At 43.6% G+C, this 20,990-nt stretch carries 12 protein-coding genes and 4 pseudogenes; 13 read left to right on the top strand and 3 right to left on the bottom strand.

All coding sequences use genetic code 11. The features are described 5' to 3' along the window. Window positions 1-17: 17 nt before the first annotated feature. Both J5O05_RS12635 and recA read left to right on the top strand, forming a co-directional pair. On the top strand, window positions 18-515 hold the full coding sequence (locus J5O05_RS12635) for a CinA family protein (protein ID WP_208842336.1): 498 nt from the start codon (window positions 18-20) through the stop codon (window positions 513-515). 58 nt (window positions 516-573) lie between these two features. Then, window positions 574-1,623 carry a recombinase RecA gene (recA, locus tag J5O05_RS12640; RefSeq protein WP_208842337.1) on the top strand — a complete coding sequence of 350 codons (1,050 nt, stop codon included), beginning with the start codon at window positions 574-576 and terminating at the stop codon, window positions 1,621-1,623. Between the two features lie 74 nt (window positions 1,624-1,697). Here the strand turns inward: recA and J5O05_RS12645 are convergent. Next, window positions 1,698-2,862: pseudogene (locus tag J5O05_RS12645) on the bottom strand (DcaP family trimeric outer membrane transporter). A gap of 350 nt (window positions 2,863-3,212) precedes the next feature. Here J5O05_RS12645 and acs point away from each other — a divergent pair. After that, window positions 3,213-5,153, top strand: coding sequence for an acetate--CoA ligase (gene acs, locus J5O05_RS12650; RefSeq protein ID WP_208842338.1), 1,941 nt, complete (start codon window positions 3,213-3,215; stop codon window positions 5,151-5,153). Between the two features lie 93 nt (window positions 5,154-5,246). Continuing rightward, entirely contained in the window at window positions 5,247-5,900 is a 654-nt protein-coding gene (locus tag J5O05_RS12655; RefSeq protein ID WP_208842339.1) for a LuxR C-terminal-related transcriptional regulator, read from the top strand. A gap of 34 nt (window positions 5,901-5,934) precedes the next feature. Here J5O05_RS12655 and purU read toward each other — a convergent pair. Further along, window positions 5,935-6,766 (bottom strand): annotated as a pseudogene (purU, locus tag J5O05_RS12660) (formyltetrahydrofolate deformylase). A 90-nt stretch (window positions 6,767-6,856) separates the two neighbouring features. Next, window positions 6,857-10,282: pseudogene (locus J5O05_RS12665) on the bottom strand (PAS domain-containing hybrid sensor histidine kinase/response regulator). Between the two features lie 421 nt (window positions 10,283-10,703). Here J5O05_RS12665 and J5O05_RS12670 point away from each other — a divergent pair. From J5O05_RS12670 to phoB, 9 genes and pseudogenes are all read left to right on the top strand, one after another. Then, window positions 10,704-10,967, top strand: a complete 264-nt coding sequence (locus J5O05_RS12670) for a DUF4212 domain-containing protein (protein ID WP_208842340.1) — start codon at window positions 10,704-10,706, stop codon at window positions 10,965-10,967. Between the two features lie 11 nt (window positions 10,968-10,978). After that, a pseudogene (locus J5O05_RS12675) lies at window positions 10,979-12,704 on the top strand (sodium:solute symporter family protein). Window positions 12,705-12,766: 62 nt separating this feature from the next. Next, a complete protein-coding gene (locus tag J5O05_RS12680; protein WP_208842341.1) occupies window positions 12,767-14,605 on the top strand; it encodes a DUF294 nucleotidyltransferase-like domain-containing protein in 1,839 nt (612 codons plus the stop codon). Next, window positions 14,605-15,171 (top strand): 3'-5' exonuclease, encoded by a 567-nt coding sequence (locus J5O05_RS12685; protein ID WP_244369602.1) that lies wholly within the window; start codon window positions 14,605-14,607, stop codon window positions 15,169-15,171. Before J5O05_RS12680 ends, J5O05_RS12685 begins: the two co-directional genes overlap by 1 nt. Before the next feature lie 165 nt (window positions 15,172-15,336). After that, a complete protein-coding gene (gene epd, locus J5O05_RS12690; protein WP_208842342.1) occupies window positions 15,337-16,356 on the top strand; it encodes an erythrose-4-phosphate dehydrogenase in 1,020 nt (339 codons plus the stop codon). A 33-nt stretch (window positions 16,357-16,389) separates the two neighbouring features. Next, the gene (locus tag J5O05_RS12695; RefSeq protein WP_208842343.1) at window positions 16,390-17,565 is read left to right on the top strand and encodes a phosphoglycerate kinase; all 1,176 of its coding nucleotides are present in this window, start codon (window positions 16,390-16,392) and stop codon (window positions 17,563-17,565) included. A gap of 117 nt (window positions 17,566-17,682) precedes the next feature. Continuing rightward, the gene (fba, locus tag J5O05_RS12700) at window positions 17,683-18,747 is read left to right on the top strand and encodes a class II fructose-bisphosphate aldolase (RefSeq protein ID WP_208842344.1); all 1,065 of its coding nucleotides are present in this window, start codon (window positions 17,683-17,685) and stop codon (window positions 18,745-18,747) included. Window positions 18,748-19,130: 383 nt separating this feature from the next. Next, entirely contained in the window at window positions 19,131-20,081 is a 951-nt protein-coding gene (locus J5O05_RS12705) for a porin (RefSeq protein WP_208842345.1), read from the top strand. Between the two features lie 155 nt (window positions 20,082-20,236). Beyond that, window positions 20,237-20,926 carry a phosphate regulon transcriptional regulator PhoB gene (gene phoB / locus J5O05_RS12710; RefSeq protein ID WP_208842346.1) on the top strand — a complete coding sequence of 230 codons (690 nt, stop codon included), beginning with the start codon at window positions 20,237-20,239 and terminating at the stop codon, window positions 20,924-20,926. The last annotated feature ends 64 nt before the right edge of the window (window positions 20,927-20,990 follow it).

The raw sequence follows: 20,990 nt of genomic DNA on the forward strand, positions 1-20,990 counted from the left end.
GCTACCTAAGGTTAACTATGAACTTACATCAAGAGATAACGACCCTTGCTGCAAAAGTAGGGAGTATTCTAACGGATAAGAGATTGACGATCACTACTATTGAATCATGTACAGGTGGTGGTATCAGTTACGCGCTCACGGATACCCCCGGAAGCTCGGCTTACATTGAACAATGTTTTGTCACCTATAGCAATGCCGCTAAATCAGCACTGGCTAATGTTTCAACTGAAACCCTTGCGGCTTTTGGTGCTGTCAGTGAGCAAGTCGTGCGTGAAATGGCAAATGGTGGTGCTTCGGCGGCTCATGCTGATGTGGCCATTGCGGTTTCCGGCATCGCAGGACCTTCAGGTGGTAGTGTGGAAAAACCGGTGGGACTTGTGTGGTTTGCTTGGAAAGTACTGGATAAAACAATGAGTGTGTCACACACCTTTTCAGGAAATCGATCTGAAGTTAGAAGCCAAGCTATTGCTTTTGCTTTAGAAAATTTACTGAAGCTGCTTAATGATAAAAATTAGCTTGATACTGTAATTCTATACAGTATACTGGATGTATTCAGCAAGTTTGGAGAAGCAAATGAACGATAACAAGCAAAAAGCGTTGGAAGCAGCACTGTCTCAGATCGAGCGTCAATTCGGTAAAGGTTCAATCATGAAGTTGGGTGATAGCCAAGCTTTAGATATTGAAGCGATTTCGACAGGTTCACTCGGTATCGATATTGCGCTTGGTATTGGTGGTTTGCCTACAGGCCGTATCGTTGAAATTTATGGTCCTGAATCTTCAGGTAAAACAACGCTGACTTTACAAGTTATCGCAGAAGCTCAGAAGCAAGGTAAAACTTGTGCGTTCGTTGACGCAGAGCACGCACTTGACCCTGTTTATGCGCAAAAGTTAGGCGTAAACGTTGACGAATTACTCGTATCTCAACCAGATACAGGTGAGCAAGCTCTTGAAATCTGCGACATGTTAGTACGTTCAGGCGCCGTTGATGTTGTGATTGTTGACTCAGTTGCTGCACTTACACCTAAAGCTGAGATTGAAGGTGAAATGGGTGATACACACGTAGGTTTGCAAGCGCGTCTAATGTCACAAGCTCTTCGTAAACTTACTGCAAACATCAAACGTTCAAACACGTTGTGTATTTTCATCAACCAAATCCGTATGAAGATTGGTGTGATGTTTGGTAACCCAGAAACGACCACAGGTGGTAACGCACTGAAGTTTTATGCATCGGTTCGTATCGATATTCGTCGTATCGGCTCGGTAAAAGAAGGTGAAGAAGTCGTCGGTAACGAGACTCGTGTTAAGATCGTAAAAAACAAAGTAGCGCCGCCATTTAAACAAGCAGAATTCATCATCATGTATGGTGAAGGTATCTCCAAAGAAGGTGAGTTACTTGATTTGGGTGTACAGCACAAGATTGTTGATAAGTCGGGTGCTTGGTATAGCTACAATGGTAACAAAATTGGCCAAGGTAAATCGAACTCGATTAAGTTTTTAAAAGAAAACGTGGCAATTGCGAACGAGATTGAAGGCAAACTACGTGACATGTTACTTCTACAGGCAACAATTAAGCCTGAAGAAGGTGTTGATCCGGGCCTTGCAGAAAGTGAATTAGAACTATAATCGATGAGTATCGATTATTAAGCGAAAAGAAAGCGGCGTAAGCCGCTTTCTTGTTTTTAGGGAGAAGATGTTGATTAGAAAACGTATTTAGCTGAAAGTTGAATGCGGTCTAAGTCACCGTCTAATCCACTTTCTGTTTCACGATTTGCGACTTTATATTCAACACCGAACGTTAGTTTTTTAACTGGCGAGTAAAGGATGTTAGCGCTATAACTATGAATTTTTTTCGTAGGGTCTCCAGAGTAAGCGAGTAGGTCGACATTATTATCTGCATCAAAGAATGAATATAAGAATGTAGAGCGTAGTTGATCACTCCAGAAGTGTTGATATGCGACAAAGCCTGATGTTGAATCGATAGCATCTAACTTGCTGCCGTCATAAACCGCCCCGTGCGCCGCGTTCAAGCCTACATAACGACCAAGTCCAGAGCTCCTGTGTAAGCATAAACTTAACGTTGTCTTTCGAACCAACTTTCACCATACCGGACGCACTGATACCGAATGAAGATTCCGTTTCATCAGCAGCACCGGCTTTGTAAGTCAGTTGACGAGCAAGTGCGGTCACAACAAAATTACCCCAATCAGCAGTGTGCGTGTAGCGTGCGGTAAAATCAGGCATGCTTGCATCATCGGTAACAACCATCGCTTTATTGACTGTTACTGTACTTTCAGGGTTTTCCATTGAGAACGACCAATTACCTGTTGTGTATTTGATCATGGCTTGACGGTTAAATACGGTGCCTTCTGTTGGACCCACAAAATCAAGTGTTTCCGGCAATGCACCAACGTTTTGGAAGTTTGACCAAGCCTGACCAAACAACCAACCTTTATATGTCACATAGGCCTGTCGAATACGAGGCACATACGAGTTACTAACACGCTCGTTACCGCCTGGCGTCACTAAAAAATCGAGTTCGATTTTCGTATCGATACTACTCCCATCATCAAGCGCTGTTTTAGTACCGAAAAAGAATCGAGATTGTTTCGCGTGCATGTCAAATACCGCATCCTCACTTGAGGTTGCGGATACCGGTGTGCTGCTCGGAATGTAAAAGTCTCGGCCTAGATTTTGCGCGCCTAGTGAACCGTCGGAGAAATCACTCCACATTGCATCTAGTTTGATGTAACCGCCATAGTTTACTGATGTACCATTAAGGTCTGTCGCTAGAGCAGGAGCACTGAGAACACTTGCAACCGCAAGTGCACACAAAGATTTTGTTGTCATAGTTTTGGTTGTCATACATTAAGTTCCTCTAATGGGCTTCGCACAAAAAACGAGCCAACTGGTCAAAATCACTTTTGTCTAAGGTTGCTTTTTACTCAATTACCCTTTGGTCTATAAGACTAAGGTCGCGTGTGTTAATGTGTTTTTGTATTGGGTACTAATTGTAACGGTAAATCTAACTTTATTGATATAAATAATGGAATTAGAACGACTTACTGCGTGAAGCTTAGACAATTTTTCTGAAACAGATAAATTTAGCTGAGTATAAATAGCCGAATTACAACTAAGGTCTAATACTTTAAGGGATATTGCTGATAGATCCTTGAGGAAAGCCGCAAGGCCAATAAATTAATATGGAGATGACTATGTCACAGAGTATTTATCCAGTTCCTGAAGCATTCAAGAACACAGCACTCGTTGATAATGATCGCTATAACGAACTATACCAACAATCTATAGACGATCCTGAGCAATTTTGGGCTTTACAAGGCAAACGACTGGACTGGTTTACCCCGTATAGCAAAGTAAAGAACACGTCATTCGATAAAGGCCACATTAGTATAAAATGGTATGAAGATGGCGTGTTAAACGTGTCGTATAACTGTATCGACCGCCATTTAAAAGACAAAGCGCATAAAGTTGCCATGATTTGGGAAGGGGACAACCCAAATCAAAGTGAAAACATTACCTATCAAACACTTCACGACGAAGTAGCAAAACTAGCAAATGGCCTTCGCAAATTAGGTGTTCAAAAAGGCGACCGTGTTGCGATTTATATGCCGATGACGCCTCAAGCTATCTATGCGATGCAAGCGTGTGCGCGTATTGGCGCAATTCACTCCGTGGTTTTTGGTGGCTTTTCGCCAACCGCAATTGCTGACCGAATCGTCGATTCGGGCGCAAAAGTCGTAATCACTTCTGATGAAGGGCGCCGTGGTGGTAATAGCGTGCCTCTGAAAGCGAACGTCGATGAGGCGTTAACACACAAAGACGTGAAAACGATTGAACATGTTATCGTTCATCAACTGACTGGCGGTGAAGTCGAATGGAATGATGTTGATGTTTGGTGGCATGACCTTGTTGCCGATTTACCTGCGACATGTGAACCGGAACCAATGAATGCGGAAGATCCGCTTTTCATTCTCTATACATCTGGGTCAACAGGTAAACCAAAAGGCGTGGTACATACTTCTGGTGGTTATTTAGTTTACGCATCAATGACGCACGAATACGTGTTCGACATGAAAGACAATGATGTCTATTGGTGTACAGCCGATGTGGGTTGGATCACAGGCCACAGCTACATGGCGTATGGTCCACTTGCAAATGGTTGCACACAAGTTATTTTTGAAGGCGTTCCTACTTATCCTACATCTGGTCGAATCGGTGATGTCGTTGATAAACATGGCGTTACGATACTATACACAGCACCTACCGCAATTCGAGCGTTAATGGCAAAAGGTGATGAACCAACAGCCTCTTCTACACGTAAATCATTGCGTTTGCTTGGTTCGGTTGGCGAACCAATTAACCCAGAAGCATGGACATGGTATTACGATAAAATTGGTAACCAGCAATGCCCTATTGTAGATACGTGGTGGCAAACCGAAACTGGTGGCATCATGATCACGCCACTCCCTGGTGCAATTGATATGAAACCGGGTTCAGCGACGCGTCCTTTCTTTGGTATTGCGCCTGCGCTATTCGATGCGGAAGGTAATACATTGGATGGTGCTACAGAGGGCAACTTAGTGATCCTCGATAGTTGGCCATCTCAAGCTCGTACAGTCTTTGGGGATCATGAGCGATTTGAACAAACCTATTTTTCCGCTTATCCAGGTGTTTATTTTACGGGCGATGGATGTCGTCGTGATGAAGATGGCTACTATTGGATCACGGGTCGTGTGGATGACGTACTAAACGTATCTGGACATCGCTTAGGTACTGCGGAAATTGAAAGTGCGTTAGTTGCACACGAATCAGTAGCGGAAGCTGCAGTCGTTGGTTATCCGCATGACATTAAGGGCCAAGGCATCTATGTATACGTAACGCCAAATGAGGGTGTCACGGTCACTGAAGAGTTAACGAAAGAAGTGCGTAATTGGGTTCGCAAAGAATTGAGTCCTATTGCCTCACCAGACATGATCCAATGGACTCCAGGTCTGCCAAAAACACGCTCAGGTAAAATTATGCGTCGTATTTTGCGAAAAATCGCGGCGAATGAATACGAGCAATTGGGTGATACGTCAACGCTTGCAGACCCATCTGTGGTTGAAGAGTTGATTGAGAATCGCTTGAACCGTTAATTGAGCGTTAAAAACTTGATTCTCATTGAGTTATAAACGTACTATAACGGCTGCCCTTGCGCTCAAGGGCAGCCGATTTTTTAGGAGCAAACCATGAGTCAGTTTTTAATCGCGGATGACCATCCTCTATTTAGGGAAGCACTAAAAGGGGCCTTACTGTCTCGAATTGAAGGCTTAACTGTATTCGAATCGGATAATTTCGACAGCACATTGGCTGTTTTGTCTGAGCAAGAAGACTTAGATTTGTTGTTGTTAGACCTCCACATGCCAGGCAATGGCGACTTATATGGACTTATTCGTATTCGTGAAGATTACCCTAGTTTGCCTATCGCCGTCGTTTCGGGCAGTGAAGACCTAACGATTGTCTCTAAAGTCATGGGATATGGAGCAATGGGCTTTATCCCAAAGGCGTCATCCTCTGATGACATTGCATATGCTATAGAGCAAATCCTTGAAGGGGAGTCTTGGTTGCCGGAATCAATTAAAGATAAAGTCGCTGCCATTACCGTTGAAGATAAGGAGCTTGCACAACAAGTTGCTTCGCTAACCCCACAACAATACAAAGTGCTGCAATATTTACACGAAGGACTGTTAAATAAGCAAATTGCGTATGAATTGAATATTTCTGAGGCCACCGTAAAGGCCCACATTACTGCAATATTTAGAAAATTGGGTGTTTATAACCGTACTCAAGCTGTGCTGATCGCCTCAAAACTACAACTAGAACCAATCGAACCATCAGCGTAAGAGGCAATGCCTCTTACATTCAATCTATTCGTGTTTAAGCAAAAACCACCGTTTTATTGCCATTGATAAACACTTTCTGTTCACAGGCTAATTGTAACGCCTTACAAAAAACGGTTTTTTCAATATCTCGACCAATTTTGGCCATGTCTTCGGCGTTATCTGCATGTGTTACTTGGGTGACATCTTGCAAAATAATAGGCCCTTCATCGAGTCTCATCATTCACAAAGTGTGCGGTCGCACCAATGATTTTTACGCCTCGTTCAAATGCTTGGTGATAAGGCCTAGCGCCGATAAATGCGGGCAAAAAAGAGTGATGAATATTGATAATTCGGTTACTAAAACGAGAGACGAAACTGGGACTTAGGATACGCATGTATTTAGCAAGCCCAATCACATCCGGTTTGTATTCCTCAACTAAATCACCCACTTTTTTATCGTGTTCCTCACGTGTTAACCCTTCGTGTGAGACAACGTGAAAAGGCACATTGAAGCCTTTTACTAGTGGTTCTAGATCAGGATAGTTTGCGATTACTGCAAGCACGTCGATGTTCATAGCTTGCTCAAACTGTTTCAGTAGTACTCCGCCTAAGCAGTGAGCCTCTTTCGTTGCGAGCAGTACTACTTTGGTTTTTTCATTACTATGTAGTTCTACCTTACTGCCAATGGGCAAACGTGCCTTCAGCTCCGTTAAAAAGCTATCACTTGGACGTGTAGATAACTCGGTACGCATAAAAAAACGTGCAGCTTCTTTATTTACAAATTCCTGATTTCGAGTGATGTTGAGCTGGTGCTCGTAACATAAGCCCGTAATTTTCGCGATAAGTCCAACATCATCGGGACATTCCGCGGTTAATACTATCGACATTTCCTCATTCCTTACCGATATAAACAGGGTTAACCACTATACGACGTTATATCGTCGATCGGTAGTGTCTTTTAAGGTCAAATGTCTGCCCTAATGACTATGATTCAACAGCGCTTTCAACTTCGCAGGTTTCACCGGTTTCGAGAGATAATGAATACCCTGTGTCTTAACGTGAGTTTTCAATTCAGGATCTCGCACAGCGGTAATGAGGATAGCGGGTACTTCATGTTGCCAAATCTCGCGGAGTGTCTTGATGAGCGTCACGCCATCGCAACTCTCGCCTAATTGATAGTCAACCAGCATTACATCTGGGGCTTTGTGTTGTTTGCCAAAGTCGATAGCACTTTGCACACTGGAAAATAATGTATATTGGCAATGCCACTTTTGCAAAAGTGTCGCCATTGCTTCAAGATTTTTCGGGTCGTCATCAATGACTAACACCGATAATTGAGGCTTACTTTCCACTGCGCTTTTTAGCGTAACTTTTTGCTGCACTAAGGCACTGTCACCAATAGGCACATCGATACTAAAACGACTGCCTTTGCCGGGGATCGAGGCAACATTTAGTGGAATACTCATTAAATCGCATAGGCGTTTAACAACACCAAGACCCAGTCCGACGCCTTTATTATCCGATTTGTGAATGCGATAAAAGTCGTTAAAAATTTTTTGCTGTTCAACTTCGGAGATACCGGGTCCTGTGTCCCACACTTCAATTCGAAGGCTATGACGTCGATGTCGACATGCGACCAGAACTTGACCGTTATCCGTGTATTTCACTGCATTTGAGACAAGATTTTGAATGATCCGTCGCAGGTAGGTGGTGTCACTGTGAACGATACAATCTTTTCCGCGTACCTTTAACGTTAAGCCTTTGTCTTTGGACAAGATAGCGTATTCATTTGCTAACGGAGAGAGAATATCGTGGATTGAAAAATGCCTAGGTGTAGGAACTCATTGCTCCTTGTTCCAGCTTGGCAATTTCTAATAATGAAGACATTAAATGAACTGTTGAATCCAAGCTGTCACCTAATTTGTGCAAAGTATCTTGGTTGTTCTTAGATAGCTGGGGATTGTCTATTGACGCTAAATAAAGTCGTGCAGCATTTAGCGGTTGTAAAATATCGTGACTCGCAAGGGCAAGAAACCGAGTTTTACTGTCGTTTGCTCGTTCAGCCTCTTTCTTCGCTTCCGTTAATGCTTTCTCAATTTCCACTCGGCTGGCAATTTGAGCTTGAAGATCTAAGTTAATATTACGAATTTCTTGGGTTCGTGCTTCGATCCGATTTTCCAAATCCATGTTAATTTCTTCAAGCGCATTTTGAGTTGCGATGTGCGTTGTGATGTCTGAAAAACTCGTCACGAATCCCCCTTCGGGTAAGGGATTTCCAATCATTTCGAACACTTGGCCATTGCGTCTGTGGCGAATAAAATGATGGGGAGTGCCATTGCGGATATGTTGAACTCGCTTTTCCACGTGCTTCTCTATTTCACCCGGACCACATTCACCACGCTCGGCATTAAAGCGGATAATGGTTTCGATTGGCATGCCAACTTCCAAAAATCCTTCGGGATAATGAAACATTTCGCTATAGCGCTTATTCCAAGCAACGAGGTGGAGATCTTTATCAACCACCGAAATGCCATGTGAGAGATTTTCAAGAGACGTAAACAATAGGTTTTGATTGAACTGCAGCGCTTGAGTGGTTTCATCGAATATATTGACAACTTCTTCGAACGCCATTTGTTTACCAGATGCAACCGTATGAATAAGCGCTTGGGCAGAGGATGCACCAAGTACGCCTGCAAGCGCACGCTCGCAATAGGCGATAAAGTCTTGTTCAGGTTGAGCGTTGTTGTCGCTTATATCGTGATTTATAGAATATACGGCAAGCACTTGCTGGCTACGTTGTACGCCTAGAAAAGTTTGTAGAAGAATTTTGAAATCGTAAATGGTTGCTTTAACGTGTTTGTTGAGACGCTTGGTTAAGATGGCCTGTTCTTTTGGACTCACAAACGCGGCGGCTTGTATTTTATCTATGAGTCGTTCATTTGCACCTAATGAGAAGCTAATGTAGCAAGCAACGTTAGCAAATAAGGCGATAAGTGTGCCTCGAGTGATGAGTGTTTGTCGAAACTCCGGGTCGATCCCTCCCGTCGCTTCAAGCACCGGGAGCATGAGGAACAGCATCCAGCAAATTACACCGGCGAGCAATCCTGCGTAAACGCCGTATGCATGACCTTTTCGCCAATACAGCCCACCGACAATGGCTGGGAGTAGTTGCGTTACTAATGAAAATGCGACGAAGTACCCATACTCGCTAAAGCCTCGCCGTGGCCAAACCACTGCTGATAAAAATAGGAAAGCAGTAAAATGGCGGCGATGGTAAATCGACGTACGAGCAAAATTTGGGTTTTAAAGTTGCTCGAAATGAGATTACGTTTGAATTTACGTTTAAATAGGAGTGGTAAAACAACGTCATTGGAGATCATGGTGCTGAGCGTCAACGTCGCGACCACGATCATTGCGGTAGCCGCAGACAAGCCACCGATAAACACAAAGGTTGTGATTAGGGGATGTCCCTCAATAAGCGGGAGCGCGAGCACAAAACTATCTGCGGAAATACCTAGGCCAATTGCAGGATGAATTGCGGCGGACGCGATTGGAATTATCATGGCGGCAATTAACATCAAGTAAAGCGGAAACGCCCAACGTGCGGTTTTTAAGTGTCTTCTATCTTGGTTATCAATAACCGTTACGTGAAATTGCCTTGGCAAGCAAATGATCGCTGCTGCGGCCATAAGCGTCTGCCCAATAAAATTAAAATTGCCAAAATCAAAGTCCTGCCAATGCGCCCATATCTGGGAATGGTCCACTTTTAAAAGTGTTAGCACAGCAACAAATGCCACAGCACTTAGGGCTAGAAGTTTGATGATAGACTCGAATGCTACCGCGAGCATTAGTCCCGAACGGTACTCTGTGACATCGACTTTTCGTGTCCCGAAGAAGATGGCGAACATTGCCATTATGATAGTACCAGATAACGCGAGCATGGTCCCCGAAAGCTGAGTTTCTTGGCGTTGTAGCAGTAAGAAACTGCTGCTCAGCGCTTTTAGTTGTAACGCGATGTAGGGGATGGTCGCAAGCAACGCAATGATAGTAACCATAATGGCGGTAGTCTGGCGTTTACCATATCGTGCAGAAATAAAGTCCGCGATAGTCGTGATATTTTGTTTTTTGCTGACCAGTATCAGTTTTCGCAAAAAGCCTTGCCCGAACAGAAATAACAACGCCGGCCCTAACAAAATGGGGAGATAATGCCAGGCACTACTTGCCGCAGTACCAACAGAGCCGTAATACGTCCAAGAGGTGCAATAAATTCCCAATGAAAAAGCATAGACGAAGGGGTGGTGCGTAATCTTTTTCGCCAATGGCGTTGTTTTATCCCCCCAATTTGCGAGCCAAAAAAGTAACCCTATATAGCAAATCGCGACAAATAATAGTGCAGCCGTCATAACTTCTCTTTTTTATCGGTAACATGGCAAGGTTGATCATGTTAAGTCTCTGAACTCATAAATGTAACCATATCAAACTTATGAACAAAAGTAGTGCTTCACTCGTTGAGATAAATTCTATTTCAATAAACTGCATAAAATCAGATGGATAAGCGTCTTTTCCTAATTACTTATAGACTAATGTCGAATGTAACTTTAACTGGTCTAACCTTTGTGGAGAATATGGAATCATGTTTTTTAAGCCTATGTAATTTAAAGAGAATATAACATCGATAGCCGCACCAGTTAACAGTTTACGTAAACGTAAATCAGCTGTTACGACTAAGGTCTCAATTTCAATCAGATAACCTGTTGCTACAGTCAATAATGACAACTAATACCAACACAGCCTTTATGGGTGAAGTGATAGGGGACAATAAAAATGGCTTTTAAAAGTGAAGATGACGCAAAAGCTTATTGGTCTGAGAACTTAAGTCTTGTATTCAAGTTACTTGCAATCTGGTTCTTGGTCTCATTTGGCTTTGGGATTTTGCTGGTTGATGTACTCAACGAAATCCGTTTCTTTGGATTTAAGTTAGGCTTCTGGTTCTCACAACAGGGCGCAATCTATACCTTCGTTGCTTTAATTTTTGTCTACGCGTTCAAAATGAATGCGCTTGATAAAAAATATGGCGTAGATGAATAAGGAGCACGATGATGGATGTTCAAGGTTTTACGTTTCTACTTGTCGGTTTGAGCTTCGCGCTTTACATCGGCATCGCAATTTGAGACCGTGCGAGACTCAACCAAAGAATTCTATGTTGCTGGGGGCGGTGTACCTCCTCTTGCTAACGGGATGGCAACAGCAGCCGACTGGATGAGTGCCGCGTCATTCATTTCTATGGCTGGTATTATCTCATTCGCAGGTTACGATGGCGGTGTTTACTTGATGGGCTGGACAGGCGGCTATGTACTTCTAGCACTGTGTCTTGCTCCGTATCTCCGTAAATTTGGTAAGTTCACCGTGCCTGACTTTATCGGTGACCGTTATTACTCGCAGCTTGCCCGAATCGTGGCTATTTTGTGCGCTATCTTCATCTGCTTCACCTACATTGCAGGTCAAATGCGCGGTGTTGGCGTAGTGTTCTCTCGTTTCTTAGAAGTGGATATCGAAACGGGTGTTTACATCGGTATGGTGATCGTATTTTTCTATGCGGTGCTTGGCGGTATGAAAGGCATTACGTACACGCAAGTAGCGCAGTACTGCGTATTAGTTTTTGCCTACCTTGTACCAGCTATCTTTATCTCCATGATGATGACGGGTCACATTTTGCCACAAACCGGTTTTGGCGGAACATTGGCTGATGGCTCAGGCATGTATCTAATGGACAAGCTTGATGGATTGAGTGCCGAACTGGGATTTGCGCAATACACCGAAGGGTCTAAAAGCATGATTGACGTGTTTGCAATCACTGCTGCGCTTATGGTTGGTACAGCTGGTCTGCCTCACGTAATCGTGCGTTTCTTCACTGTGCCGAAAGTAAAAGACACACGTATTTCAGCAGCTTGGACACTTGTTTTCATCGCGATTGTGTATACAACCGCGCCTGCAGTGGCAGCGTTTGCTCGAGTGAACATGATAGACACTATTAACGGCAAAGATGGTAGCGGTACGCTTTACGAAGAAGCACCTGCGTGGGTGAAGAATTGGGAAAGAACAGGTCTTATCGTATTCAAAGATAAGAATGCTGATGGCAGAATGCATTATTCAGCGGGTAAAATTGAAGATCCAAATAGCGCGAACGAAGTAAAAATCGACCGTGACATTATGGTTCTAGCAAACCCTGAAATTGCTGACCTTCCTGCATGGGTTGTTGCATTGGTTGCAGCCGGTGGTATTGCTGCGGCATTGTCGACTACTGCGGGTTTGTTGTTGGTTATTTCAACGTCCGTTTCTCATGATTTGTTAAAACGTACATTAAAGCCGGACATCAGTGACAAACAAGAACTTCTCGCTGCACGCTTGGCTGCGATGGTCGCGATTGCCATCTCGGCATACTTCGGTATCAATCCACCCGGTTTCGTCGCTTCAGTGGTGGCATTTGCCTTCGGATTGGCGGCATCCAGCTTCTTCCCTGCAATTATCATGGGGATCTTCTCTAAACGTATGAATAAGGAAGGTGCGATTGCGGGTATGGTGAGTGGTATTACGTTTACTGCAGCGTATATTATCTACTTTAAATTTGTGAGTCCAGAACTGAATGCTCCAGCAAATTGGTTGTTTGGAATTTCTCCTGAAGGCATCGGTACAATCGGTATGGTCGTTAACTTTGTAGTAGCAGCAGTTGTCTTGAAACTAACCAAAGAAACACCCGTTGAAGTACAAGAAATGGTTGAAAGTATTCGTAATCCAAAAGGTTCGAGTGCAGCGCACGCGCACTAATTTCGACCTTATTCAACAGCTCGGTTTTGTACCGAGCTGTTGTTGTTTTGTAGGGAGAACTCATGACAAGCGAAATACAAGACGTTTTTCAGTTTGTTTCAACTCAAGCACCGTTTAATCAATTGCAGGAATCCGCAACACGCTATTTCTGTTCTCACCTTGAAGTTGTTTATTTATCTCATGAAAATCAACAAGATTGGTTAAAATCAGACAACCCTCATTTATATCTTGTCCGATCTGGGCATTTTGATCTGGTGAATGGCAAAGGTGAATTAGTCACCCGTTTGTCACAAGGAGATTACTTCGGTTTCCCGTCCTTGCTGACAGGGGATATGATCCAAAATCGCTTGGAAGTGCAAACCGCAGGGCTTGTGTATGTATTAACTCAAACACATTTTGATTTTCTAAGGCGAGAGTACAAAGCATTTGAGCAGTACTTTGTAAGGGCACACGCAAATCGTTTGTTGTCCTCTCATTACAAGCAAAGTAGCGACAGTTGGTCTGAGCGCAAGATTGCGGAACTGATGACGCGCACAGCGGTAACTCTGCTCCCTTCGGCGAGTATCCAAGAAGCGGCAAAAACCATGAGTGAAGCACGGGTTTCTTCTATCATGATCACAGATGATTCGGCGTTGTTAGGCGTCGTCACCGACAGAGATCTCAGAAACCGTGTGTTAGCAGCGGGGGTCGATCCTCACGAACCTGTTGCATCGATCATGACTACCAAGCCAAAATACATATTTGAAAACAATCGCGTTTTTTCTGCGCTTCATTTGATGCTAAAACACAACATACATCATTTACCGGTACTGGATGAAGAGCGTAAACCGCTTGGAATGATCACAAGTACGGACTTACTGCGACAGCAAAAAAGCGATCCCGTGCAATTGATCGGTAGATTATACAAAGCGGAAAGCGTGGCCATGCTAAAACGTTACGCAGCCGAGATCCCTGACTTACTTAAACGCTTTTCCAATAACATCGACGATATCTCGCTTATGGGGAAATTACTCAGTGGACTTAGCGATGCATTGACATCGAGACTGATTCAATTGTTTCAGCACGAGCGGGGCGATGCACCTTGCCAATTTGCATGGATATGTTTTGGTTCTCAGGCCCGCGAAGAGCAGACATTGCACTCGGATCAAGATAACGGCTTAGTGCTTCCTAATACATTGAATGAAGAGCAAAAAGTTTATTTTAGTGAGATGGGTCGTTATGTCTGCGATCATCTTCACGAATGTGGAATTATCCATTGTCCGGGCAACATAATGGCGAGTAATCCCGAATGCCGAGGTTCGATGGTACAGTGGGTCACACGATTCAACAAATGGATCACAGAGCCAACACCACATGCAATGTTGAATTGCAAAATTTATTTTGATATTCGGTTTATTGATGGCAACAACGATCTATACAACGATCTTGTGCAAGGGTTAACGAAGATCGCACGTAACGATCTTTTCTACGCGGCGATGGCAACCGACATTAACGCAAATTCCGTTCCGATCGGATTGTTTAACCAATTTAAGCTGGAAAAGAGTAAAACCACCAGTCGTTTTCTTGATCTTAAAAAGCGTGGGGTTGTGATCATTAACGATATCGCGCGGTTGTACGCGTTAAAGGCTGGCATAAAACGTTCAAATACATTGGAGCGATTGGATGCGTTGGCGAAATTCAATTTAATCAGCAAAAAAGATCTGTTTGATCTCAAAGACTGCTGGCGATTTTTGACGCAATTGAGACTACGCACTCAGATCAATCAAGAAGGCCTTCCTGGCAATTGCATTAATCCAGAGAATTTGTCTTCTCTTGAGCGCCATCAACTCAAAGAAGCATTCTATTTAATCAAACAGGCCCAGCAAGCTTGCGCCTTTAAGTTTGCTCGAGGCAGTTTGTAATGGTCACACATTGTATTCAATTTTTTTCCAAGTGGTGGCATCGGCAGCAAATAGCAAAACAACAATTCATTGATAGCGATTTCGTTGTCGTAGACTTAGAACTCACTGGGCTTGATGCAAAACAGCATGAAGTGGTGTCCGCGGCTTGGTTGCCGATTACGAAACAATGTATTCAACTGAATGACGCCGTACATATTGTCAATAAAGAGGTTAAGTCACTTGCGCAAAGTCCCGTTTTTCACGGTCTTTGCCACAATGACGTTGAGCAAGGTATCGATTTAAAGAGCTTTACAGCGCAACTTGCACAGGCAATCGAGGGGAAGCTGGTGGTGTTTCATCACAGTCATCTTGATATGGCATTTATTCGAGAATTATTTAAAGCGTCAGGGATACATGCACGGCCAGCATTGATCTTAGATACCTTATCGATTGAACGTCGTAGGTTATTATCTCAAGGCCATGAAATTGCTTTGGATGATTTAACGTTAGAGCAGTGCCGAGGCTCGTTATGGTTTACCCCTGTACTCGAGCCACCATGCTTTAACGGATGCACTAGCCACGGCTGAATTGCTCCTAGCACAAAGTCATCAAATAGGAAATTTGAAGTCGCTTAAACTTGGGCAACTCCTGTAAAAAGTTACCAGTATCCCTTACACATTTGCTTCAGGTCGATTACAATAGCGCCATCTTTTGGGTTTTGTTCCCGTTATTAAGGTGGAAAGACAAAGTTAATGGCTATTCGAGTCGCAATTAACGGATTTGGGCGTATCGGGCGTAACATCTTGCGTTCGTTATACGAGACAGGGCGACAGTCAGAAATCCACATCGTCGCAATTAACGAACTTGCTGACCCCCAAGGGATAGCTCACCTCCTCAAATATGATACCTCTCACGGTCGTTTTAAATTCCCAGTTCAACTAGAAGAAAATGCCATCTTGGTTGCAGGTGATAGCATTGCGTTGTTTGCTGAAGAAGAACCGGTTAACTTGCCATGGAAAGAGTTGGAAATAGATGTGGTGCTTGAATGCACTGGCGTCTTTCATTCGCGCGCGCATGGTGAGGCGCATATCCAAGCTGGCGCCAAGAAAGTGTTGTATTCGCAACCAGCCGATAATGATTTAGATGCCACGATCGTTTTTGGTATCAATGATGACGAACTAAAACCCAGCGATACGTTTGTGTCAAATGGCTCGTGTACGACAAATTGTATTGTTCCCGTGATTAAAGTATTGGACGATGCATTTGGTATTGAGTCGGGCGCAATCACCACAATTCATGCTTCGATGCACGATCAACAAGTAATAGATGCCTATCATTCAGATTTACGTCGTACTCGAGCAGCCAGCCAATCGATTATTCCTGTAGATACAAAGCTTGCACGAGGTATCGAGCGTATTTTACCTAAATTTGAAGGGCGCTTTGAGGCTATTGCCGTGCGTGTTCCTACAATTAACGTTACAGCGATGGATTTGAGTGTCACGCTTAATACGGATGTGACAATAGAGCAGGTCAATAAAGAACTGATGAAAGCGGCAACAGGCCGATTGATTGGGATCTTAAGTTACACTGAAGAGCCGCTGGTATCCGTTGATTTTAATCATGATCCGCATTCTTGTATCATCGATGGTACACAGACACGTGTAAGTCATAAAAGATTAGTAAAATTATTAGTGTGGTGCGACAACGAATGGGGATTTGCCAATCGTATGCTCGACACCACCGTGGCTATGATGGCCAGAACACGTTATTGAGTTAGTTACGTATCGTTCACTAAGGAGAAATCAATGTCAGTCATTAAAATGGCAGATTTGGATTTAGCGGGAAAACGCGTTTTGATCCGACAGGATCTGAATGTGCCGGTTAAAGATGGCAAAGTCACTTCTGATGCGCGCATTCGTGCATCGCTTCCAACTATTCAACTTGCACTTGAAAAAGGTGCAAAAGTAATGGTGATGTCGCATTTAGGTCGCCCAACAGAAGGCGAGTACAACCCTGAATTTTCAATGCAACCTGTGGTTGATTATTTAAACGGTGTGCTTTCACAAAGCGTCCGTTTAGAGAAAGATTATTTAGATGGCGTGGAAGTGGCTGACAATGAAGTGGTTGTCTTTGAAAACGTACGTTTCAATGTCGGTGAAAAGAAAGACGATGAAGTCCTTTCCAAACGAATGGCGGCATTGTGTGACGTATACGTAATGGATGCGTTTGGTACCGCTCACCGTGCGCAAGCATCCACTCATGGCGTCGGATTGTATGCCGAAATCGCCTGCGCAGGTCCTTTGTTAGCAGCTGAACTTGATGCGCTTGGTAAGGCACTAGAAAACCCAGCTCGTCCGCTTGTGGCAATTGTTGGCGGTTCAAAAGTATCGACTAAACTTACGGTATTAGAATCTCTGTCTTCAGTTGTTGATCAGTTGGTGACAGGCGGTGGTATTGCAAACACCTTTATTGCTGCCGCGGGCCACCCGGTTGGCAAGTCTTTGTATGAAGCTGATTTAATTGAAGAAGCAAATAAGTTAACCGCTGCTGCACGTAGCAATGGTGGTGATATTCCAGTGCCAACCGATGTCGTTGTAGGAAATGAGTTTTCTGAAAGTGCGGTCGCAACAATTAAAGACGTCAGTGAAGTAACCGCAGATGACATGATCTTTGATATTGGCCCTGATTCTGCGAATACGCTTGCTAAGATCATCGCAAATGCAGGCACTATCGTATGGAATGGTCCGGTTGGTGTTTTCGAATTTGATCAATTTGGTAATGGCACACAAGCGATTGCCAATGCTATCGCAAATTCAAATGCGTTTAGTATTGCGGGTGGTGGTGACACATTGGCGGCTATTGACAAATATGGTGTTGCAGACAAGATTTCTTATATTTCGACGGGCGGTGGTGCCTTCCTTGAATTTTTAGAAGGAAAGCAATTACCTGCTGTAGCGATGTTAGAATCACGCGCAAAGTAAATCTATACTAAAACAGGCAACTCTCTCACTTTTGCCTGTTTTAGGGCTAATTGGCCAACAAATTTAGTTATCCGTTCAAATCAGGTAACCCAGTTACCAAACTGTGGAGAAAAGCAAATGGCTTTAATCAGTATGCGCCAACTACTCGACCATGCGGCTGAGTATGGGTATGGTGTTCCAGCGTTTAACGTGAACAACCAAGAGCAAATGCGTGCAATCATGGAAGCGGCAGACCGAACTAACAGCCCTGTTATCGTACAAGGCTCTGCGGGTGCAAGAAAATACGCAGGAGCTGCGTTCATTCGTCACATGATTTTGGCTGCAGTTGAAGAATGGCCTCATATTCCAGTTGTAATGCATCAAGATCATGGTACATCGCCTGCGGTATGCCAACGCTCAATTCAACTGGGTTTCTCATCAGTAATGATGGATGGTTCTTTGCTTTCTGATGGTAAAACGCCTTCAAGCTACGAATACAATGTTGATGTAACACGTCGTACGGTAGAAATGGCACACGCTTGTGGTGTTTCGGTTGAAGGTGAACTTGGTGTACTAGGTTCTCTTGAAACTGGTCAAGCTGGTGAAGAAGATGGCATTGGTGCTGAAGGCACGCTTAGCCATGATCAACTCCTCACTGATCCAGAAGAAGCGGCGGATTTCGTTCGTAAAACAGGTGTAGATGCGCTAGCCATCGCGTGTGGTACATCTCATGGAGCGTACAAGTTCACACGCCCACCAACGGGTGACATCCTCGCGATTGACCGAATTAAAGAAATCCATGCGCGTATTCCGAATACCCATCTTGTAATGCACGGTTCTTCCTCAGTGCCGCAAGAGTGGTTGGCCGTTATCAATGAATTCGGTGGCGAAATTCCAGAAACGTACGGTGTGCCAGTTGAGCAAATCGTTGAAGGGATCAAACACGGTGTTCGCAAGGTAAACATTGATACCGATCTGCGTTTGGCATCAACAGGGGCTATCCGTCGTCACTTGGCAATGAATCCTTCTAATTTCGATCCTCGCAAGTTTTTAGCAGAAGCAACAACAGCAATGACAGATATCTGTATTGCTCGTTACGAAGCATTTGGTACTGCAGGACAAGCAAGCAAGATCAAGCCATTATCGCTTGAGCAAATGTTTGGATTGTATGAAGCAGGCAAACTTGATCCAAAGATCAAATAAATACTAACTCAATTGAAAAGCCCCGATCAGGGGCTTTTTTTTGGATCAAATTTATACTAACTATTCGTGTGTAGATCATTATTTTACTAAGAAAACGAGCGTGCTGTTTATTTATTAGGCTCAAATAACAAAGACTTATACTAAATAGTGGCTAGAAACTCAAAAGATCAATGAGTTAGGAAGTATTGGTTGATAAAAAAGCGATCTTGCTTGGTAAAATAATGATCCTAAGTCGAACTGGTTAGTAGGATCGTGATCCTTCTTCATGTGGTTGGTAAAAAAATGATCTTTAGCACAACTTGATCTTAACCCGCCAGCGTCTAAATTCAATATAGGGATGCCGTTAGAAATATCCTCGTCAAAATTGTAAAAGAGGCTGCGCCATGAAAAACCATCTCATTTTCGTTGCTATATCAACGTTGCTCTGTTCCTCGCCAGTTTTGGCAGATGATCTAGTCAAATTGTATGGACGAGCTAACATCGGGATCCAGTCCAAAGATGATGGCACGTCGAGTGTCGTATCAGCTGAAAGTTATGCTTCCAGGATCGGCGTAAAAGGAAACACTAAAGTTTCGGATTCGCTTGAAGCGTTTTATGTCTTTGAATTTGAAGTAAAGCCAACTGAAAATGAAAACGATGGGAAAACCGCAGATAATCTAAGTGCGCGATCGGAATACATTGGTGTTAAAGGCGCGTTTGGCCAATTTATTGTTGGTCGAAATGATACGCCTATGAAACGTTCTCAAAACTCAGCGGATCTAATGAATGATTACACTGGGGATATCAGCAGTTTGATGGTTGGTGAAAATCGTTTAGGAGACACCATTCAATACTCAACGCCGTCGTTAGCACACTTGCAATTTGAAGTAAGTTATATTGCAAAAGACAACAACAAGCAAAACGGAGATGCAGGTATGTCGCTTGCCGCTTCCTATGGTGATCGCAAGTTTAAGGCTATGCCGTTTTTTGTGAGTGTGGCTCGAGACAGTAAAGTTGCAGGACAAGATGTAAATCGAGTCACCGTACAGGGGAAAATGGGCGCGTTAACATTAAGCGGGATGTATCAACAAAGTGAAAAAGTGGATACCGATGATAAGAAAGACAGCTACGTTGTGAGCGCGTCCTACAAGATCAACGATTATAATCTACTCGCTCAGTACCAAGACAGTGAAAGTGAAGCTGGAAAAATGAAAGACTCAGGCACAGGCACTTCCATTGGGGTTGAACGAATGATGTCAAAACAAGTACGTATGTTCCTTTGGTACTCTCAATTTGAACTAGATAACAAGCCAGATCAAGACCATATAGCAGTAGGGTTGCGCTACGATTTCTAGCTTAAAGGGGCTATATGATAGCCCTTTTTTGTTCATGTTCGGTTAAATAATAAACAATTTTGTTTCTTTTCAAGATACTCGCTAGACTTTCATAAAACTGTCATAGTAAGTCATAATAATGACATCAAGTTCGGTAACGAAAGAGATTTGTCGTAATGTCACGTAGAGTACTTGTGGTGGATGACGAAGCACCAATCAGAGAGATGTTGGTCTTCGTCTTAGAACAGAATGGATTTCAGGCCATCGAAGCAGAGGACTATGACTCTGCGGTAGCTGCGATGGTCGAACCATACCCTGATATGGTTTTATTAGATTGGATGTTGCCAGGCGGCAGCGGTATTCAACTTGCTAAGAAATTTAAGCAAAGCGAATATACGCGACAAATTCCAATTATCATGCTGACCGCGCGTGGTGAAGAAGAAGACAAAGTGCGTGGACTTGAAGTTGGCGCAGATGACTATGTAACTAAGCCTTTTTCTCCAAAAGAGTTGATGGCACGTATTAAAGCCGTTATTCGCCGCGTATCACCCACGTCGCTTGAAGAGGCGATAGAAGTTCATGGTTTAAGATTAGATCCAGTATCTCACCGTGTGACTTCCGCTGGAAACGAATTAGACATGGACTCAACGGAATTCCGTTTGCTGCACTTCTTTATGACACACCCTGAACGTGTTTACAGCCGTGAACAGTTACTAGATCATGTATGGGGCACCAACGTTTATGTTGAAGACCGTACCGTTGACGTGCATATTCGTCGATTAAGAAAAGCGATTGCGCCGCTTGGGCATGACCGTTTAGTACAAACGGTACGTGGTGCGGGCTATCGTTTTTCAAGCAAACTTTAAACTGCTTTAGTGAAAGATTTTAGGCTTTTCTCTTTTGAAAAGACGAACTAAGCATTAAGATTTG

This window comes from Pseudoalteromonas xiamenensis, from assembly GCF_017638925.1.
Lineage (GTDB): Bacteria > Pseudomonadota > Gammaproteobacteria > Enterobacterales > Alteromonadaceae > Pseudoalteromonas > Pseudoalteromonas xiamenensis.